The sequence below is a fragment of the Mycobacterium sp. NGS51 genome, assembly GCF_059812525.1.
Genome location: NZ_JCALCV010000003.1, coordinates 101,648 through 118,558 on the forward strand (window position 1 = coordinate 101,648; position 16,911 = coordinate 118,558).

General features: G+C 66.8%; 13 protein-coding genes and 1 pseudogene. 2 read left to right on the top strand and 12 right to left on the bottom strand.

Going from position 1 to position 16,911, the window contains the following annotated elements; all coding sequences use genetic code 11:
* The first annotated feature begins 60 nt into the window (after nucleotides 1–60).
* Both AC5Y5W_RS04855 and AC5Y5W_RS04860 read left to right on the top strand, forming a co-directional pair.
* On the top strand, nucleotides 61–303 hold the full coding sequence (locus AC5Y5W_RS04855; protein ID WP_500022155.1) for a DUF732 domain-containing protein: 243 nt from the start codon (nucleotides 61–63) through the stop codon (nucleotides 301–303).
* A 210-nt stretch (nucleotides 304–513) separates the two neighbouring features.
* Nucleotides 514–1,293 carry an RsiV family protein gene (locus AC5Y5W_RS04860; RefSeq protein ID WP_500008943.1) on the top strand — a complete coding sequence of 260 codons (780 nt, stop codon included), beginning with the start codon at nucleotides 514–516 and terminating at the stop codon, nucleotides 1,291–1,293.
* Nucleotides 1,294–1,322: 29 nt separating this feature from the next.
* Here AC5Y5W_RS04860 and AC5Y5W_RS04865 read toward each other — a convergent pair whose 3' ends face one another.
* The 12 genes and pseudogenes from AC5Y5W_RS04865 to AC5Y5W_RS04920 all read right to left on the bottom strand — a co-directional run bounded on the left by AC5Y5W_RS04865 (nucleotide 1,323) and on the right by AC5Y5W_RS04920 (nucleotide 16,839).
* Nucleotides 1,323–1,928, bottom strand: a complete 606-nt coding sequence (locus AC5Y5W_RS04865; RefSeq protein WP_500008944.1) for an RES family NAD+ phosphorylase — start codon at nucleotides 1,926–1,928, stop codon at nucleotides 1,323–1,325.
* The gene (locus AC5Y5W_RS04870; RefSeq protein ID WP_500008945.1) at nucleotides 1,925–2,581 is read right to left on the bottom strand and encodes a hypothetical protein; all 657 of its coding nucleotides are present in this window, start codon (nucleotides 2,579–2,581) and stop codon (nucleotides 1,925–1,927) included. Before AC5Y5W_RS04870 ends, AC5Y5W_RS04865 begins: the two co-directional genes overlap by 4 nt.
* Before the next feature lie 39 nt (nucleotides 2,582–2,620).
* Nucleotides 2,621–3,703 carry a hypothetical protein gene (locus AC5Y5W_RS04875; RefSeq protein ID WP_500008946.1) on the bottom strand — a complete coding sequence of 361 codons (1,083 nt, stop codon included), beginning with the start codon at nucleotides 3,701–3,703 and terminating at the stop codon, nucleotides 2,621–2,623.
* 163 nt (nucleotides 3,704–3,866) lie between these two features.
* Nucleotides 3,867–5,330, bottom strand: a complete 1,464-nt coding sequence (locus AC5Y5W_RS04880) for a biotin carboxylase (RefSeq protein ID WP_500008947.1) — start codon at nucleotides 5,328–5,330, stop codon at nucleotides 3,867–3,869.
* 26 nt (nucleotides 5,331–5,356) lie between these two features.
* Nucleotides 5,357–8,361 (bottom strand): annotated as a pseudogene (locus AC5Y5W_RS04885) (FAD-dependent oxidoreductase).
* Nucleotides 8,358–8,762, bottom strand: a complete 405-nt coding sequence (locus tag AC5Y5W_RS04890) for an SCP-2 sterol transfer family protein (protein WP_500008948.1) — start codon at nucleotides 8,760–8,762, stop codon at nucleotides 8,358–8,360. Before AC5Y5W_RS04890 ends, AC5Y5W_RS04885 begins: the two are co-directional and overlap by 4 nt.
* On the bottom strand, nucleotides 8,755–9,777 hold the full coding sequence (locus tag AC5Y5W_RS04895; protein WP_500008949.1) for a hypothetical protein: 1,023 nt from the start codon (nucleotides 9,775–9,777) through the stop codon (nucleotides 8,755–8,757). The genes AC5Y5W_RS04890 and AC5Y5W_RS04895 overlap by 8 nt, the downstream gene beginning before the upstream one ends.
* On the bottom strand, nucleotides 9,774–10,043 hold the full coding sequence (locus tag AC5Y5W_RS04900; RefSeq protein WP_500008951.1) for a hypothetical protein: 270 nt from the start codon (nucleotides 10,041–10,043) through the stop codon (nucleotides 9,774–9,776). Before AC5Y5W_RS04900 ends, AC5Y5W_RS04895 begins: the two co-directional genes overlap by 4 nt.
* A complete protein-coding gene (locus AC5Y5W_RS04905) occupies nucleotides 10,040–10,498 on the bottom strand; it encodes a hypothetical protein (protein WP_500008952.1) in 459 nt (152 codons plus the stop codon). The genes AC5Y5W_RS04900 and AC5Y5W_RS04905 overlap by 4 nt, the downstream gene beginning before the upstream one ends.
* Entirely contained in the window at nucleotides 10,495–11,679 is a 1,185-nt protein-coding gene (locus AC5Y5W_RS04910; protein ID WP_500008953.1) for a polyprenyl synthetase family protein, read from the bottom strand. The genes AC5Y5W_RS04905 and AC5Y5W_RS04910 overlap by 4 nt, the downstream gene beginning before the upstream one ends.
* The gene (locus AC5Y5W_RS04915; RefSeq protein ID WP_500008954.1) at nucleotides 11,679–12,449 is read right to left on the bottom strand and encodes a hypothetical protein; all 771 of its coding nucleotides are present in this window, start codon (nucleotides 12,447–12,449) and stop codon (nucleotides 11,679–11,681) included. Before AC5Y5W_RS04915 ends, AC5Y5W_RS04910 begins: the two co-directional genes overlap by 1 nt.
* Nucleotides 12,450–12,543: 94 nt before the next feature.
* A complete protein-coding gene (locus AC5Y5W_RS04920) occupies nucleotides 12,544–16,839 on the bottom strand; it encodes an AAA family ATPase (protein WP_500009097.1) in 4,296 nt (1,431 codons plus the stop codon).
* Between the last annotated feature and the right edge of the window lie 72 nt (nucleotides 16,840–16,911).

The window sequence follows — 16,911 nt, forward strand, 5'->3', positions numbered from 1 at the left end:
CGCAGTGCTCATGGAAAATGCAGTTCAGAGTGTTTTCGCGGCGGATTCCGGTGGTTTGCAATGCGTCGGCACTACAACTTTCCGAATGGTATCGACGCCCTCAGCTATGGCTACGGCATCTGCGACAAGGTTAGCGGGGGCAACAATTACGCCCAGGTGATGGGCGATGTCAAAGGTGATGTCGCGCCAAACGACGAGTTTGCGACTAATTACTTGATTTCGTATGCAGTTAATCTACTGTGTCCTGCCCAAATCTGGCAGTTGCGGAACTCAGCCGCGCGTTACCAGCCGCCTATCGATTGAGCCGGCCAAGACGGTGGACGCGTCGTGGTGTGAGCCGCCGTACGATTTGACGTAACCAGCAAACGACCGGTCTTATCGATGGTTAATCCGGATTGGAACCGATAATCCGTTGGTCGCGGGTTCGAGCCCCGCCCGCCCCGCTTCACAGGAATACTGGACGCTAATCACGTCCGGAGCGGGGTGCCGCATCTGCTTGGAGGGATTCAACACATGCGCTTCTTCAGCGTGCCCGTGCTCGTCACGGCAATCACCATCTTCGGATCTTCCAGCACTGCCGCGGCTGCCCCGAAGGACTACTGCGCGGACCTCAAGGGCGGCAATACGGGCAGCACGTGTGAGATCCAGCTCTCCGATCCCGGGTACAGCGTCAACATCAGCATCCCGCTGGACTACCCCGACCAGCAGCCGATCGCCGACTACATCTCGAAGACGCGCGACGGATTCCTCACCGCGGCCAAGTCGGGCGCGCCCCGCGATACACCGTCCGAACTGACCATCAAGCCGACGGAATACAGCTCGGCGCTCCCCCCGCGCGGCACGCAGACCGTCGTGTTCAAGGTGTACCAAAACGTCGGCGGCGCGCAGCCGCAGACGAAATACAAGGCGTTCAACTGGGATCGGGGCTACCGCAAGGAGATCACCTGGACGGCCGCGCCGGACGACAAACAAAATACGCCGTTGTGGCGGGTAGACGATCCGCTGAAGACCGTCGCGCCGATCGTCCAGACTGAACTGCAGAAGCAGCTGGCACCACCACCGCCTGTCGCGCCGCCGGCGCAACCGGGACAGCCGGCAGCGGCCGAGCCGCCGCCACCACCGCCGTTGCCGATCGCACCGGCCGCGCTGTACGACCCGGCCAACTACCAGAATTTCGCGGTAGTCAACGACGGGGTGTACTTCTTCTTCGACCAGGGCGTGCTGTTGCCCGACTCAGCCGGGCCGTTGCAGGTGCTTGTGCCGCGATCGGCGATCGACCCGATGATCGCATAGGGCGGGACGTTCACCGCTCCTCCTGCGAGTCAACGAGTGGCGATGGGATCGTCGAACAGGTCATAGGCACCGGTAGCCTTCCACTGCTCGGCCGCCTTGTGCGCGGTCCCTCGCCACCGGACATGGGTAGCCACCTCGGCGGGCGGGCGCGCCCCGTCGGTGAGGTCGCCAGTGGGAATGTCGTCATCCGTCAGCGGCGCCCACAAATAAGGATGCAGGAAACGAACCCCGAACAACACCAGGTTGTGCGTGCCCGGCAGCGCCGCCGACGGCGCGACCATGGCGGTTGCGCCGGTTGCCTGCACCGCCACGGCGAGGGCCTGGGTCGCTCGGTAGTCATCACCGACGAGCTCGTCAGCGGTGATGCCATATGCCGCGCAGTCATCGAAGTCGATCCGGGTCACGTCGTCGTCATCGACGTCGACTGTCGCGGTCCACAGGTTCAACAAGACGTCATCGGGATCCCCAGCGGGTCCCAGATTGTGGCGCAGCATTTCGGCCGCCGGGCCAAGGGGGTGAAGGCTCAAATACTGCACGATGTCTCGCCCCGGTCGATGAAAGCGTCCTTGCCCGGGACTGGGCAGTGCCCGCCAGGGCATGTCGTATGCGGCGTGCCGAAAAACCGTGAACCTCATGCCGTTTGGGCACGGGCCGCGGCGGCGACGCTGATCAGCTGCGGGTAGGCCAGCGGATCATCGAGCAGTTCGATCGGAGGCCGGTCAAGGGCCGGATGCGCCCGAGTGAACCAGGCGATCACGCCGGGGCCAGTGAACGCGTGGCGCAGTTGGTTGACAAGCTGCCCGACCACCCGGACCCGTGCGGCCTCCTTTCCTGCCGGGTCGGCTCCCTGATCGGCCAGCCAGCGTTGGAGTTGACGGACCGACACCCCGAGCAGCTCGGCCACCGTCTGTTGCGGGGTAGCCAGTGTCTCGACGGTGCGCGCGAGGATGTCGCGGACTGGCGACTCCTCGCCGTAGGGCTGGTTTTCGACGATGTCGCGCAGCGTCTGCCGGAATTGTTCGAACGCCACCCGGACGTCGCGACGCCTCTCGTTGTCGTTGTCGTGACACAGTCCCTTTTGCGCATGCAGCGCCGCCTGCGACAAGGCTTCCACCTGGTGCGGATCTGCCCCGGACCGCGAGAAGGCCGCGGCGCCCAGCGCTGCGGCGAAGTCGTCGAGCACCGCGCCCACCCGGTCGGGCACCGTGGCGGACCGCTGGAACAGCGCAGTCGCTTCATTTACCTCGCGCAGCAGGTCGGACAAGTCAACAGCGCTTGTCGTACTCATGTCGTCATTCTACGACAAATCTACGCCACTAGTCCGCAGTTAGTTGACCTCGGGGCGCCGGTTGGTCTTGGCTTCCGCCTCAAGCCGTAGCTGGATTGCCCGCACCCTCGCCTCGTCGGCCAGAGCTTGTGCTTCGGACGCTTCTGCCTCTGCCCACACCTCGGCAGCCCGAGCTTCGGCTTCCGCGGCTTCTGCCTGCGCTCGCGCCTGGGCGGCTAAGGCCTCGGCTTCGGCGGCTTCTGCTCGTGCCTGCGCTCGCGCCCGGGCCTCGGCGACAAGGGCTTGCGCTTCGGCAGCTTCTGCTCGTGCCCGGGCCTCGGCGGCCAGCGCTTGAGCTTCGGCGGCTTCTGCCTGCTTTCGTGCGTGGGCAGCGAGAGATTGTGCTTCCGCAGCTTCTGCCTGTGCCCGCGCCTGGGCCGCCAAGGCTTGGGCTTCGGCGGTTTCTGCTTGCGCTCGCGCCTGGGCGGCTTGGGCTTCGGCTTCGGCGGCTTCTGCTCGCGCCTGCGCTCGTGCCCGTGCCTCCTCGGCCAGGGCTTGGGCCTCGGCGGCTTCGGCTTGTGCCCGGGCCTCGGCGGCCAGCGCTTCGGGTTCGGCCGCCAGGGCTTGGGCCTCGGCGGCTTCGGCTTGCGCCCGCGCCTGGGCGGCCAGGGCTTCGGCTTCGGCTGCCAGCGCTTCGGCCGCAGCGGCCAGGGCTTGGGCTTTGGCGGTTTCTGCCCGCGCTTGTGCCTCGGCGGCCACCGCTTCGGCTTGGGCGGCTTGTGCTTGGGCGGTGGCGGCCTCTGCCAGCGCGCGGGTCTCAGCGTCCAAATCCGGACGCGGCGGCTTTAACTCGGGCCGTGGCGGCATCGGCTGGACCTGCACCTTCGCTCGGTCAGCGCTCCATTGGCGGTTGCGCTTCTGGGTACCGGCCGCGAGCGGCGCCGTTTGCGCAGCCACTCTCTGCTGGTCCACGAAGTAATAAACCACGACTAACGCCACGCCGGCCAGCAACAGCAGCGGCACGAACAGGGACGGGTGTGTGGCCACCCCGCCCAGGCCGACCATCGCCAGCGGTACCCCGAACACCACCCCGGCCCACTGATACCGATCAGCCTGGCCAATGACCATTCTCGAAGACCGCACGATCGCCTTCCTTCGCGGAGACGTTGGCATACAAAGCGTACTGTGACCGACGTCACGACGGTCAACCAAAACGTGTGTTTTTCAGCACAAAGTCGCGGGGCACAATCGTCGGGTGCCTGGCTCTGGGCTGTCAGGCGCCGGTTGACCCTCGATCAGCCACTGCTCACGCCCGCGCGACGAGCCGCGAGACGATCGGCTCACCCGGTGTCAGGCGTGTCGACTGGAACTGCGCTTTGATGCCCTCGACCCAGCGCCGGCAGCGCTCGGTGAGCTTGTAGTCCTTGGTCTGCAGGTGTCCTCGGGTGACCAGCACGCCGAGTTCGGCGCCCTTGCAGCGCACGTCGCCCGGTGCCGCGATCCGCATATAGAAGGCCTCGGACTCGTCGGTCAGCGAAGCCCAGTCATTGGCGCTGCGCGCGAAGGAGACGCGTCCGTCGTCGTGGAGGCGCCACACACCGGTGCGTGGGGTCGCGGTCAACAGCTCGACATGCGGCGAGGTCTCCCAGATCATCAGCTGACCCCAGACGTCGTCCCCGCCGTAGCCCCGTTCCCAGCGCGCGTTGATCTCGTCGACGTCGACTTCGTAGTCGACGTCCATGTACTCAAGCAGGTGGAAGAGGAACAGCGGCATGTCGGCGTAGGCCTCGGTGGTCAAGTTCGTCATCGGGCTGACTCCGCTCAGGCGCGGGTTTACCTCGCCGAGGTAGAGCTCGTTGGAGTCGAGGTCGCGCAACAGGTCCACCTCGAAGTAGCCGCGGTACCCCTCGCGATGCAGGCGGTTGCCCAACTTTCGCACCATGTCTCGCGCGGTGTGCGTCTGTTCCGGCGTCAGCGCCCCGCGCCAGACGTCGTTGCCGCACCAGCCGCCCTTGTACGGGGTCAGCTCCGAGTAACCGACGAGGCTCGTCATCGCGGGGCCGACCACGGTGCCGTGGCGAGTCACGGCGCCCTCGAGGCACACCTCGACATTGCGGATGCGCTTCATCACTTTGAGTTCCTGCCCGACCAGGACGGCGGCGTGACGGTCCCAGTCGCGCTGACCGCGCAGAAAGAACGTGGTGGTGCCGGCGTCGCCATACGCGGCTTGGACGACGAGGTTGTCGCCCAACCCCGCACCCTGCGCGAGCGCCAGCAGTTCGTCGTAGGTGCCAGCCCGCCCGATGACGTGAGGCACGCTGGCCACACCCGCCTTCTGGGCCAGCCGTGTCATGACGATCTTGGAGCCCAGCCGATGACGCAACTCCGCCGACGGCTGCATGACCTCGAGTCCCACCTCGTGTGCGAGGGCGTGGGTGCCCTCGTCAAGCATCACAAAGCAGGCTTTGCCGCCGGCTCCTCTGTGCGCGATGAAGTCGAGTGTCTCGGGATCACGCAACAGGTAGTTGCAGACGTCCTCCATGGAATCGAAATCCATGCGGTTGCGCCGCCGGGGTACGAACACGCGGGGATGTTCGCCCTCGAACGAGTCAAAGTACGTGAGGTAGAAGAATTTTCGTATCCAGCGGTCGATGCCGAGGAGGTTGAACGGGGTTGGCGAGATGAAATACAGGGGGACGGTGTTGGTGTGAAAGAACGCGCGGACGTCCGAGATGCCGTGCAGCTGGCGCCGCGGCTCATGTACCTCCATTCCGCAAGTGTGCCCCTGCTCATCGTTCAGGGCGAGGGTGTTTCACGGACTTCGCCAGTTCTTGCTGAAGCCGACTGTGCACGCTCGATTACGCTGCGAAATGGCGTGCCCGTGATATTGAGGTGGGTGGCCGGCTCCGGCGTCACGTGCACGGGCACGACCGATGCGGCGGCCGGGCCGGCGCCAGTCCTCCGGCGCGGGCCCTCGAATTGATACCCGAAGTCGTATTCCGGCGGGCTCAGCACCTGGGGCGCCTCCGGTCCGCGGTCGAAGGGGCCGGAGGCGGCCCCCGGCACGTCGATGCTGACGATTTGACTCCCAATTTCGCTGCCGGGGCCTAGATCCAACAGCGGCGGCGGCCATGTCGGGTTCGTTTCCTTGCGGGCGGTGGCGGTTGGGGCGCTCTTGCTGCCGGTGTCGTCCGCGGGTGGAATCGGCACGTTCGGCGGGCGCACGTTCTGGGCCGTGCCACCGCCGTCGGCGGACTCGGCGGTCGGCTGCGCTTCCGGCGCCTGCGGCGATACCGGTGTCGCCCCCGTCATCTGTTCGAGGTACTGCCGCCACGCCGCAAGATAGCTGAACAGTTGCTGCGCGTAGTCGGCCGGTGCAGGAGGCACCGGCACGACGGGGGCGGCGGTTGGTGGTGGCATGAACGGCACCACCGGCATCATGAGCGGCGCGGTGGGGAATGACGGCGCGGCCGTCATGCCCGGGGTCCATTGCTCCAGCAGTTGCCGCCACGCCTGCAGATAGGCGAACAGCTGCTGGGTGTAATCGCTTGTCGGCGTGAACATTTTTAACCTCCAGCGAGCGGGGGGACAGGGAACAGGGGGGCACTCCATCCGGCCAGGATGTCCAGCGGATGGGGCAGTGACTCTTGGCAAAATTTCGAGTCCAGCGTGCGCAGGGCCCGGGTGTCGGCGGGCTCGCGGTTTTCGATGTCGAAGATGTAGCAATAGTCACCGGCCGGTGTCGGCAGCCGAATCGGGCTCGACAGACCCTGATCGAGGAAGCCGAAGGGAAATTCCCAGCGCAGCGTGGTCTTCTCCCGGCGATCGACACCGCCCGACTCGACCCAGACGTAGTGGTCGAGGATGGCGTTGACGGCATGCCGTCCCGACTCGCACGCCGCCTCCATCGAAGTCAGCCGGGTGAACGTTTTGTTCCAGGTGCCTGCGAACACAACCGAATTGTTGTGCACCTGATAGCCGCCATGGCGGGCCTGCCAGACGTTGCGCTGCTGGAGGTCTTCGAGCCACCAGTCCTCGGGCGGCGCGCTGCTCCACGACGTTCCGTGCGGGTTCCACGGGTCGCTGCTGGGCCGGTTGGTCCAGTCCCCGACGATCGGAACGAGATACGGCGTCTCATTCTGAACGGCGGGGCCCTGGCCCTGACCCGGACCGACGGCCATCACCAGGCCGCGGTCGAGCGCGTACCACGCGGGCCACGGCATCACCTCCTCGCCAAGGGCCTCGACGTTTCCCGTCAGCGCGGCAACGATTTGGCGCCACACCTCCGCGGCGATCTCGTCGGGCGTGCAGTCGCGGGCCGTCTTGCCCAGGTGCCGGGACGGGGCATTGAAATTCCCGATGTCGACCGACAGCACCGAGACGTGGCCGTCGCGGTCCAGAATCGGTTGCTTTTCCCACAAGCCCTGCTGGTTGATCGACGACAGCGCCCAGTCGGTGTCGGCGTAGAGCATGTGCCCGCGCAGCAGTTGGAATTCCGTGTCGAAGTAGTACTGGATGCCGCACAGCGTTTGGAACCGATCCCAGGGTACCCGGCCCAATGCGTCCATGGCGTAGGGATTTCGGCGTTGTCGCGGCCGCGTCGACGCGGGCTGCAGCGGTCCGTCGGGCGGGGGAGCGAAGGTGGTGAAACCGTCCAGCCCGACCACGGTGCCGCCGGTTCCGCCCGCGCGCAGCGCGGTGGTGATGTATTCGGCGGCCGGGGCGTCGACGGCGACGATCGTGTAGTCCGGTGTTGTCCGCGTACCGTCGGCGAACGTGATCTGCACCCGCGGCCTGAGGTGGGGTGGCTGAGTGGCGTCGAAGGCGGGCGGGTCGAGACGGGTCGCGGCGTTGTGGACGAAGCTGACGCCGAGCGCGACGAGGTGGCGGTACCAGTGGTCGAACCACGCCTCGGTGGTGGGACCGTTGAGCACTCCGTCGGCCTTGTTGTCGGTGCGGTCCATGTTCAGGTACAGCTGCAGATAAGTGCTGAGGTTGGTGCGCGCATCGCCCCAGCGCGAGTCGAATGCGGCCAGCACCCTTGGCATTTGGCGCAGCAGCGCGTCGCACGTTGGCGTGTACGAGAATTGGTTGGTTCCGGTCTTGCTGTCGTGTCCGACGAAGAAGTCGTAGGCGGACACGTTTTGCAGTTCCCGCGCCCGGCGCAGCGGACTGGTGACGAGGTAGCGCAGCATCCGGCTCTGGAAGGTTGTGACGTCGCCGGCGGTCATGCCCACCGTCGCGAGTTGGCCGAGGATTCCGACAAATTCGGCGCCGCTGCGCGGAAGTTCGCGGGGAAAGACAAGGGACGGCTTGCCGTCGACCGTGACGCCCTGGGTGATCACCCGCCGGACGTTGTCATAGATGGTGCGCGAGGTCGGCGTCCAGCCGTCCGCGTGAGTGAGCTCGTAGACCGGGATGCGCTGGAACATGTCCCAGATGTGTAGGTAGTACGCGGGAAAGAAGCGGAAGCCGTGTTCGCCGGCGACCGCCCGCCCCGGGGGACGTGGCTGGCCCCGCCGGCCCGGGAACGGACGCAGCTCGGCTTGGCTTCCGTCCTGCGTGCCCACTGTCGAATATTGCGACGCGGCAAGGCCCCCGAGCTTGACGGGAGGGTACGTCGTCTCGGTCGGCTTGGATCCCAGGCCGTTGCGCTCATCGCGTCGCGGCTCGTAGACCGTGACGACGAAGCCGCGCTCCGCGAGTTCGTGGGCGGCGGTGAGGCCGGCGATCCCGGCGCCGAGGACCGCCACCGTGGGACGCCGTACGCAGGACGCCGGTGTGCATACGCATTCGCTCATGGCGGCCCCGCCCGCAGCTCGGACAACAAGCCGGGCTGTGAGGGCGCCCGGACCGCGGCGTGGACATACGCCAGCAACGAGTCGTGCGCACGCTGGACGTCGTCGAGCGCACCCAGCACGCTCACCATGCCCGCCTCCACCGCCTCGCCAAGACCCACTCCCGCATCGAGCAGGTCGAGGATGGTGCCCCGCGAGGTGACGATCCGGACGCCGGCCATGCCTGCCGCGCCGTCCGATACCTGAAGCCGGTCCCCGCCGCGCAGCGAAAAGACCTCGCCGTCGACGTTCAGCTCGACCACCATCGGGCCGAGCTCGGCAACCAGCAAGCGGTAACTGTCGGGCACCTCGTTCTCGAGATGCTCGACCGAGCGCCGCAGCAGCGACGAAACCCGTTCAGCCATAGAGGAACTCGAATATGCCTGTGCCGACGAAGTCGAGATTCTCGCCGTTGATCGTCCCGCTCGCCCGGGCGGTCCCATTGGTTTCACAGAGCACCGTCGATCGGTCGAGACTCACCTCACTCGGCTGCGCCAGCCGGGCATAGGACTGCGAACGGAACTCGGCCTGCACCCGGTCGCCCGCCCGCGTCGCGGTGATCTCGATCCGCTGTGGCACCCCCGGCACCTCGCCGTCCAGCAGCAGGCGCATCGGGGGCGGCAACGTGCAGTCCGCCGCGCGGCCGAGCGGGCCAGCTGAATGTGTCGTGACCGCAGCGTGCCGGAAGATGGCCGCAGGTTCGTCGTGGCGCCACACGTAGAGCGACTGGGATAGACAGCGCAGCCGGCTCCGGTCGGTTATCTGCACGAAAACCATCGACCACGGGTCCCGCTGTCCGCTGGGCAAAATAGTGCCCCACGTCCAGCCGAAATCCTCGCCCCACCAGAACCGGCCCCAGTTGTGGTCGTGATAGGCGAGGTCGTTTTCCATGCGGTGCTGGCGGCCGCCGAGGCATAGCCATCCGTCGGCCCGCAGCCTCGGTACGAAGAGCCAGCTGATCCGGCCATCGCCCGCCGGTTCGTTGCGAACCACAAACGGCCGGCTCGCCGAGGTGAAGTGCAACTTGCCCCGAATGCCCTTGTCGGGCAGGTCTACTGCCACGCGGTAGCCGTCGGGCAAGACGGTCATCCGGCTGTTGCCGATGGTCAGCTCGCCCAGATCGGCCGAGACGTTGAGGGCGCGGTCGTCGAACCGCTCGACGGCGCCGGTCCATTTGCCGTCGTGCGCGATCACGATGACCCGCGGCACCAGCCGGGCCGGGCCGGTGCCGCACGCCTCGCTGGTCAGGTTGAAGTTGATCAGGAGTCGCATGCCCCGCCCGTGGACCACGAAGTGGTGCCATTCCTTGAAAGCCGTGGGCCGGGCGGTGGCCAGCACCGGGGCGCGGAGGAAGTCGCTGCGTGCGAGCACGGCGCTCATCGCAGCCACCGCAGCGTCGTCGTGACCAAGGGCGGCGGGCTAAGCTGTGCCGCAGCGGTATTGGCGAGTCGCTCGATCGCCGCGCCGATGCTGGCAAGCCCGAGGAGGGCGTGCACGAAGTCGTCCGGGTCGCGGGGACTGGCGGCGCGGCGGTCCCCGTCGGCGGCCAGGGTGTGAACCACCCGGGCCAGCCCGGCGAGGCCAAGCAGATAGCCGATGAAATCGGCCTGGTCGGCGAGCGCTTCGCGGGGATCGGTCAGTGTCATACGAAACCCTCGGGCCGGAGACGATCCAGGACGGCGTCATCGAAGCCACCGCCGACGACGACGTCGGCCAACAGTTCGGCCCAGGCGTCGGGGCCGGCGTTGGGTGCGGCGGGACCGTCGAGAACGTTGAGGCTCACCATCTCCCACACGCGTCGGAGGTTCTCCACCGCTTCCGAGGCGACCAGTCCGTCGCGCAGCCGCGCCCCACGGGGGGTGTTCGCGTAACGACGGCCCTCGGCGACGAGCAGGTCGTGCAGCCTCCGGGCGGCCGCGGGGTTGCCCAGGACCGCACGGCGCGTGCCAAGCAAAAGGTCGAACACGCTGCGCTCCGCGTCGCCGGCCTCGTCGGGCGGGACCGGGTGCAATCCCGGCGTTTGCCGCTCGATCAGGTTGAGAGTGAGCTCGCGGATCCGCTCGAACTCGGCCAGCATGGCGAGCAGGGCTTCGGGGTTCATCGGGTTCGCCCGTGCACGTAGTCCACCAGATCGCAAAGCACGTCGCGGTGCCGGCTGCGCGGGAACCAGTCCAGACTTGCCAGCACTTTGGCCGCCTCCCGGGCATGCCAGGAGGCGACGTCGCGGGCGTGCTGGAGCGAGCCGACGCGGTGCATCAGTTCGTAGAGCCAGCGAATGTCGTTGAGGCTCTTGGGCTCCGAGGGGTGGTGGCCCTGCAGTCGAGCCTCGATCTCGGCCCGCCCGGACTGCGACAACTCGCCGCGCGCGGTCAGTCGATCCAGCAATTCGGTCAGGCCCAACTCGCCGTTGGCGCTCGGGCGGCGCCGGGACAGAATCTGCACGGCCCGATCACGCTCGGCCCCCTCTGCACACCGCAAGGCGTGCAACAGCATCAGCGTCCGCTTGCCCTCCCACAGGTCGCCGCCGATTTCCTTGCCGTACTCCTCGGGATCCGCGCGCAGGTTCAGCAGGTCGTCGGTGATTTGGAATGCCGCTCCGAGATGCCGCCCGAGGGATTCCAACGGCGCCAACCGCGCTGGCTCGGCGCCGGCCGCGATCGCGCCCGCCTGCAGCGGCGTGATGAACGAGTACCAGCTGGTCTTGAGCTCCACCATCTTCAAGTAGTCGGCGTCGTCGAGCCGCCAGGCGTTGGACCGCACCCACTCGAGCTCGAGCGCCTGGCCGTCGACGGTCAGGCGGGTCATCGTGGCGACGGCCCGCAGGATGCGCAACGCGGGCCCAAGCCCCACGCGCTCGACGTTGTCGAGCAGCGGCTGCAGCGACAGCGACAGCATGGCATCGCCGACATTGACGGCGATCGGCACGCCATGGTCGACATGCAGCGTGGGTTTGCCACGCCGCCACCATGATTCGTCTTCGATGTCGTCATGGATGAGAAACGCGTTGTGGTAGAGCTCGAGCGTCGCGGCGGTCGGCAGTATCGCTTCGAGGTGGCCGCCGAGGCCGAGGCACGTCGCGATGCTCAGTGCGGGCCGCAGCGCTTTCCCGCCGCGCATCGGGTAGTCGAGGATCAGCTCGTAAAGCCCCTTCGACTCCCACTCGCCCGGACCGTACAGCCGGTCGATCTCGCCGTCGCAGGCGTCCTTGCACATGGCGAGATACTCCTCGAGAGCGCCCGGCGCCACGGGGAGTGAGCGCGCCTGAGGCAAGGTCGAGGTCATTACGGATTGAGGACGACGGCGTATCCGCTCGGATCCTTGACCCGTAACACATAGCTGAGGCGGACTCTGAGTTGGACCATGTTGTTGGGTGTGTCGCCGACGACCTCGAGGCTGGGCGGAACGCTGACGGCGAGGTCCAGCGCTTCCTCACCCGCGGAGGCCTCCGCCGCGCCTGCGGGCGCGATCCGCTGGCGCCGGCCGAGCAGGTATCCCACCGCCTTGGCCTTCGGGTTCTCGAGCGTGTCCACGCGCTGGAGCGAGTTGATGTTGGCCGGAGGCAACAGCACATTGGTGCCGGGGTTTCCGTTGACCAACGCGCTGAGCAGTTGGAGGCCCGCCGTGTCCGTGATGAAGCACGACGGTGCCGGGTAGCCGCCCTGCTCGACCAGCGTTCGGGCATCGATGAGGCCGTTCAGGATCTCTGCGGTCTTCCCCGGTGCCTTGATTGTCGCGGAGGGGGCGTTGGTGCGGAGTGCCGGGAACACCGCATCGTCGACCGCCGCAGCGAGTTTGACGGTGTAGACGATCACGCTGGCGAGCAGCGCGTCGGGTTTGGGCGAGATCGCCGCGGCCAGCGTCACCTGGAAGTCGATAGGTACCGACGTGAGAGTGAGGAATGCGGGTGCGGTCACGTTGTCGTTGGGCACCTGTGTCTGGCTAGGGTCACCCGTGTCCCAGTGTGGGATCGCCTGCCAGGCAATGCTGGACTGCTCGAACGTCTCTTTGACCGTCTGGTTGGCAAGGGCCAACCGCTCACCGCTTAGGTACATGGCTGTGACCCTCCTGACTGCCGACCAAAATCATGGCAGACGAAATCGGTAATCGAATAGCACTTTGCGCAGTTTTTGAAAATGGAGTATTGGATTACTTGTTCAGGAGCGCTATCTCCTGACCAGGAGTCATCTCGCCGCGAGCCACCGCATCGCAGTGCGCCAGGTGCAGCGTTGCTACCGGGTCGTCGGGCAACAATTGCCGGCATCGTTCGAACGCGGCGCGCGCCCGGTCGACATCGCCGCCGTCGAACAGCGCGAAGGCCTCATCGAAAGCGGGCTGCGCTGCGCGCTTCGCGGCTCGCAGAGAAGCCGAATCCTCGTTGTATACCTCGTAAATCGTCACCGGCCGACGCCGGTTGACCACCATGACGCGCTCCATACGACGGACATCGAACTGTTCCGCATGATCGAGGCGACTATAGGTGCGGTCGGAAATCAGCAGAGCAGAGCCGTAGCGTTTGTTGGTGCTTTCGATGCGGGCGGCCAGGTTCACCGCATCGCCGATGATGGTGAGCACCATGCGGTTAACGCCGCCGACCAGCCCGACGCCCACGGCGCCGGTGTTGATGCCGATGCCCGCCCGCAGCTCCTCGGAGCCCAGTGCCGTGCGCTCCCGGTTGTGTTCATGCAAGGAGCGCAGCATGGCCAATCCCGCCCGGACGGCGTCGGGCTCCGAGTCGAAGACGGCGACGATCTCATCGCCGCGCACGTCTTGGATCATGCCGTTGTAACTGATGATCGGAAGCTCGACTGCCCGCAGAAAGCCCATCGCCAAGTTGCTCGCCTCCGCGACGTCCATGTCCTCGAGCATCGTCGTGTAGCCCCGGATGTCGCTGATCAGCACCGTCATCTCGCGTTCGACGCGGTAACCGGCGCGGACGCGCCGAAGGTCGTCGATGTCGAGGATGCGCAGCAGTTCGTTGGGCACAAATTTCGATTGCACGTCCATGAGGGACTGCCGGTGCTCGTCGGCGACCCGTAGCCGTTCCTCGAGCTGGAAGTTCCACAAAGGCGCAGCGGCCTGTTCGCACAGGAAGGTCACTGCCTCCTCGTGGGCAGTGCCGAAATTGGTGCCCGACTTATCTTGCTCGGCGTAGATCATGCCGATTGTTCTGTCGTGCAGCGTTATTGGAACAGCCAGGGTCGCCGGCCTCCGACGGTCCGCGGCGACGACGACGGAAGAGCCACCGTCGATCACGCGGCGCACGATATCCCGGTCATAGGCGACCTCGGTCCATGGCCCGTCCACGATCGAGATGTCGCCATGATCACCGACGGCCCGGACCGTCGGGTTTTCCGCGTCGCCGGTGACGAACAAGACGCGGCCTGCACCAGTCGTATCCGCGACGGAGCCCAGGATGATGTTGGCCAACCCGTCCGAGGTCCGCGCGCCCGACAACGCGCGCAGAAGCTGATGCGCGCCGACCGGGTCGATCCCAGCCGAACCCGTCTTGAGGTCGCGTCGCAGTAGCCAAGAGTGTTCCCGCGCTAGCCAGTCCGCGCGCACCCCGAAACCCAGGTTCAGCCAACGCTGATATGCCGACCGCAGCATGTGTTCGCGGAGTGTTTTTCGACCGGTCTCGGCGTAGAGGGCGGCGGCCTCCTCGTGGGCGCGCGCACTAATCGTTGGCAGCCGGTTCTCCTCGGCAAGCTCGATCGCTTGGTGAAGGTAGCGGTCTGCGTTGGCGTGTTGGCCGTGTGCTCGCGCCCAGGCTCCTCGGATCAGGGCATACGGCGCGGCGTAGTTTTCCGGAGCGCCCGCCGCCCACTTTCGGTGCGAGGCCAGGGTCTGGCGCACGAAGCGGGCGGTAGAGCGGTCCCGCGGCGCGCATTCGATCATGCTGAGGGCGCCGATCATGTAGACGAGTTGTGAGGCCGCAACGCCGGCCAAACCGCCGATATGCTCGATCGCCTCTGACGTGGCGGCGACCGCACCGGCGTGGTCGCCAGACCAGAAGTGCAGGCCCTGCTTCATGGCCGCGGCTACACCCATGGCCACCTCATCGCCCTCATTGCGGGCCGCCGGCAGCACATCTCGCTCGTCGTAACCGCTCTCGCCGGCGAGGAGGAAAGGATCGGCGCTTCGGCCCATCAGGTTGAGGGAAAGCTGCTGCATGGCCTGGCAAAGTGCGCTGTGCACGGGCTGGGAACGGATGTGGGGGATGAGGGAGCTGGCGAGGGCATCGATCTCCGGGAGCGGACGACCGGCCCAAAACGACTGGGAGAGCAGTGTCGCGGCCAGCAGCCCGGCGTTCTCCTGGTCGCCCTGGTCGAGTGCCTCCTCGACCGCATCGCGAAGCTCGCCTAAGCCGTCTTGGATGGAATGGCGCCAGTGGCGGATGTAGCCCAGGTACATGAACACCGTCTGCGGCCTCGCCTGGCGGAATTCCGGGCGCTCTGCAAGCAGCATGGCGACCTCGCCGAAGCGCTGACTGCCCGCGTGGTCATCGAGCAGCACGAGCACAATCCCGTAACCGGCAATGACCAGCGGCGAGGACGGCGTATGGCCGTGGGCCAACGTGAGATCGAATTGCTTTCGCACGAGCAAGGGCAAGAGGTTAGGCCGCACGAGAACCGCCATATTGCACAGCTCGGCAAGAATCCGGTGCAGTGCGATGACCCGCTGGTCATCGCACTGCGGTAACTCAAGCAGCCGCTCGTTGCTCCAGCGGCGCGCTGTCAGCCTCATCCGAACCAGCGCGTTGGCCATCCGCGGCTTGCCGGCATCCGCGGGCACTGTTTCGCCCAGCTCGTCCAGTGCGCGCAGCCCGATGTCGAGCGCCTCCTGGAGACGTTTCTGTGCGACCCGGCCCTTGACCCGGAGGTAGGCCAGCCGGGCGCGGTCGGCCGGCTCGTGCAACACCTGCTCCGCCTCGTCGAGCAACACGTGTAGCGCCGCCACGTCACCGACCAGCAGCGCGGCTTCCGCCGCATCGAGTTGCAGCTCGCGGGTCAGGGCGAAGTGAGTGGCCCAACGCTGTTCGCCGAGCATGTCCAGGGCATTGCGGCAGTATGCGAGCGCCAACGGGAACGAGGTCTGCGCCTTCGCTTTTAGCGCCGCGCGCCGCAGCACATCGACGAACTGAACGCGCTCGGCATCGTCTGGCAGCCCACGCCCGCCGATGCCGACGTGGCGGGCGGCCTCGAACAACCGATCGTCGCCCCGCTCGACCAGCAGTCGACCAATCCGCAGGTGTGTTTCGCGTTGAGCGGCATCGGATAGTCCGTCGCGTGCCGCCTCCGCCACGCGATCGTGGCTGAAGCGGTACCAGGCGTCCCGACTGATCGCGTTGGCGATCCGCCTGCCGCCGCTGTCGACGGCCTCGAGCAGACGAAGCTCGAGGCACGCCCAGAGTGCCTGGGCCACCACGTCGGGCGGCTCCGCGGCCGCCGCAGTGGCGTCGTCGAGGTCGAACTCGCCGCCAATACAGGCCAGCGAACTCAGCACAGCCCGATCGTTCGGACGCAGCTGGTCGAGGTAGCGGCCGAGGAATTCGGCGGCCGTGGCAGTGACCTCGATCGACGCAAGGACGCGCAGGTCCCAACTGGGGCGTCCACCCGCGCCGACTGGAGTGAGCGCGCCCTCGCGTTGTGCGCGGTACAGGAGCTGTCGAACCTGCAGCGGATTCCCGCCGGTCCGATGCTGGAACTCGGCGGCCACATCACCCAACTCCACGCCCCGGCCGGACACCGCGGCGAGGAGCTCCTCGACGTCCTCACTGGAGAGCGGTCCGAGTTCGATACTGCGCAGTCGCGCAGAACTGAGACCCGCTGCGCCTGCATCGAATTCACCCGCGCGATGCGCACCCAGCACCAGCACATTGCGCAGCGACACCGTCAAGAGTTCGGATAACAGCAGCAGCGTGTCGCGATCGGCCCACTGCAGGTCATCGATCGCCAACACGACGGGTCGATAAGCCGCAGTATCGGACAACAATCGGTTGACCGCACGGTGCAGCCGTCGGCGAGCATCGGCCGCGTCGAGGCCTGTCGCTACCTGCGGGGCCTCACCGAGCACACGCGCCAGGTCAGGCACGAGCTCACCGAGGACGCCGGCGATCGAGGACATCCCGCCGACGATGTCCGTACGCCAACGGTCGCGTTCGGCCGGCCCGGTGGCCTCCATCGTGCGGACCAGCGAGCCGAACGCATCTCCCACCGCCGAGTACGGGGCCGGCGCCCCGTCCCGGCACCGCCCGTACGCAAACACGCAGTCTCGCCCGGACACCTCCGCGCCGAACGCTTGGATGAGCGTCGACTTGCCGACTCCGGGCACCCCGCTGAGCAGGACGCATTCCCCGCCGGCGCGACCCGCCGCTTCCACTGCGGCTCGGAGTTCGCTGAACTCCTGTTGCCGGTCGACCACACGGCCGTCGAGGTCGAGCACCGGAGCCGTCATGTTGCTGGACACACCAAGGCGGGCGCCGTCCGCCGGACGGCGCCGGAAGGGGATCGCAAG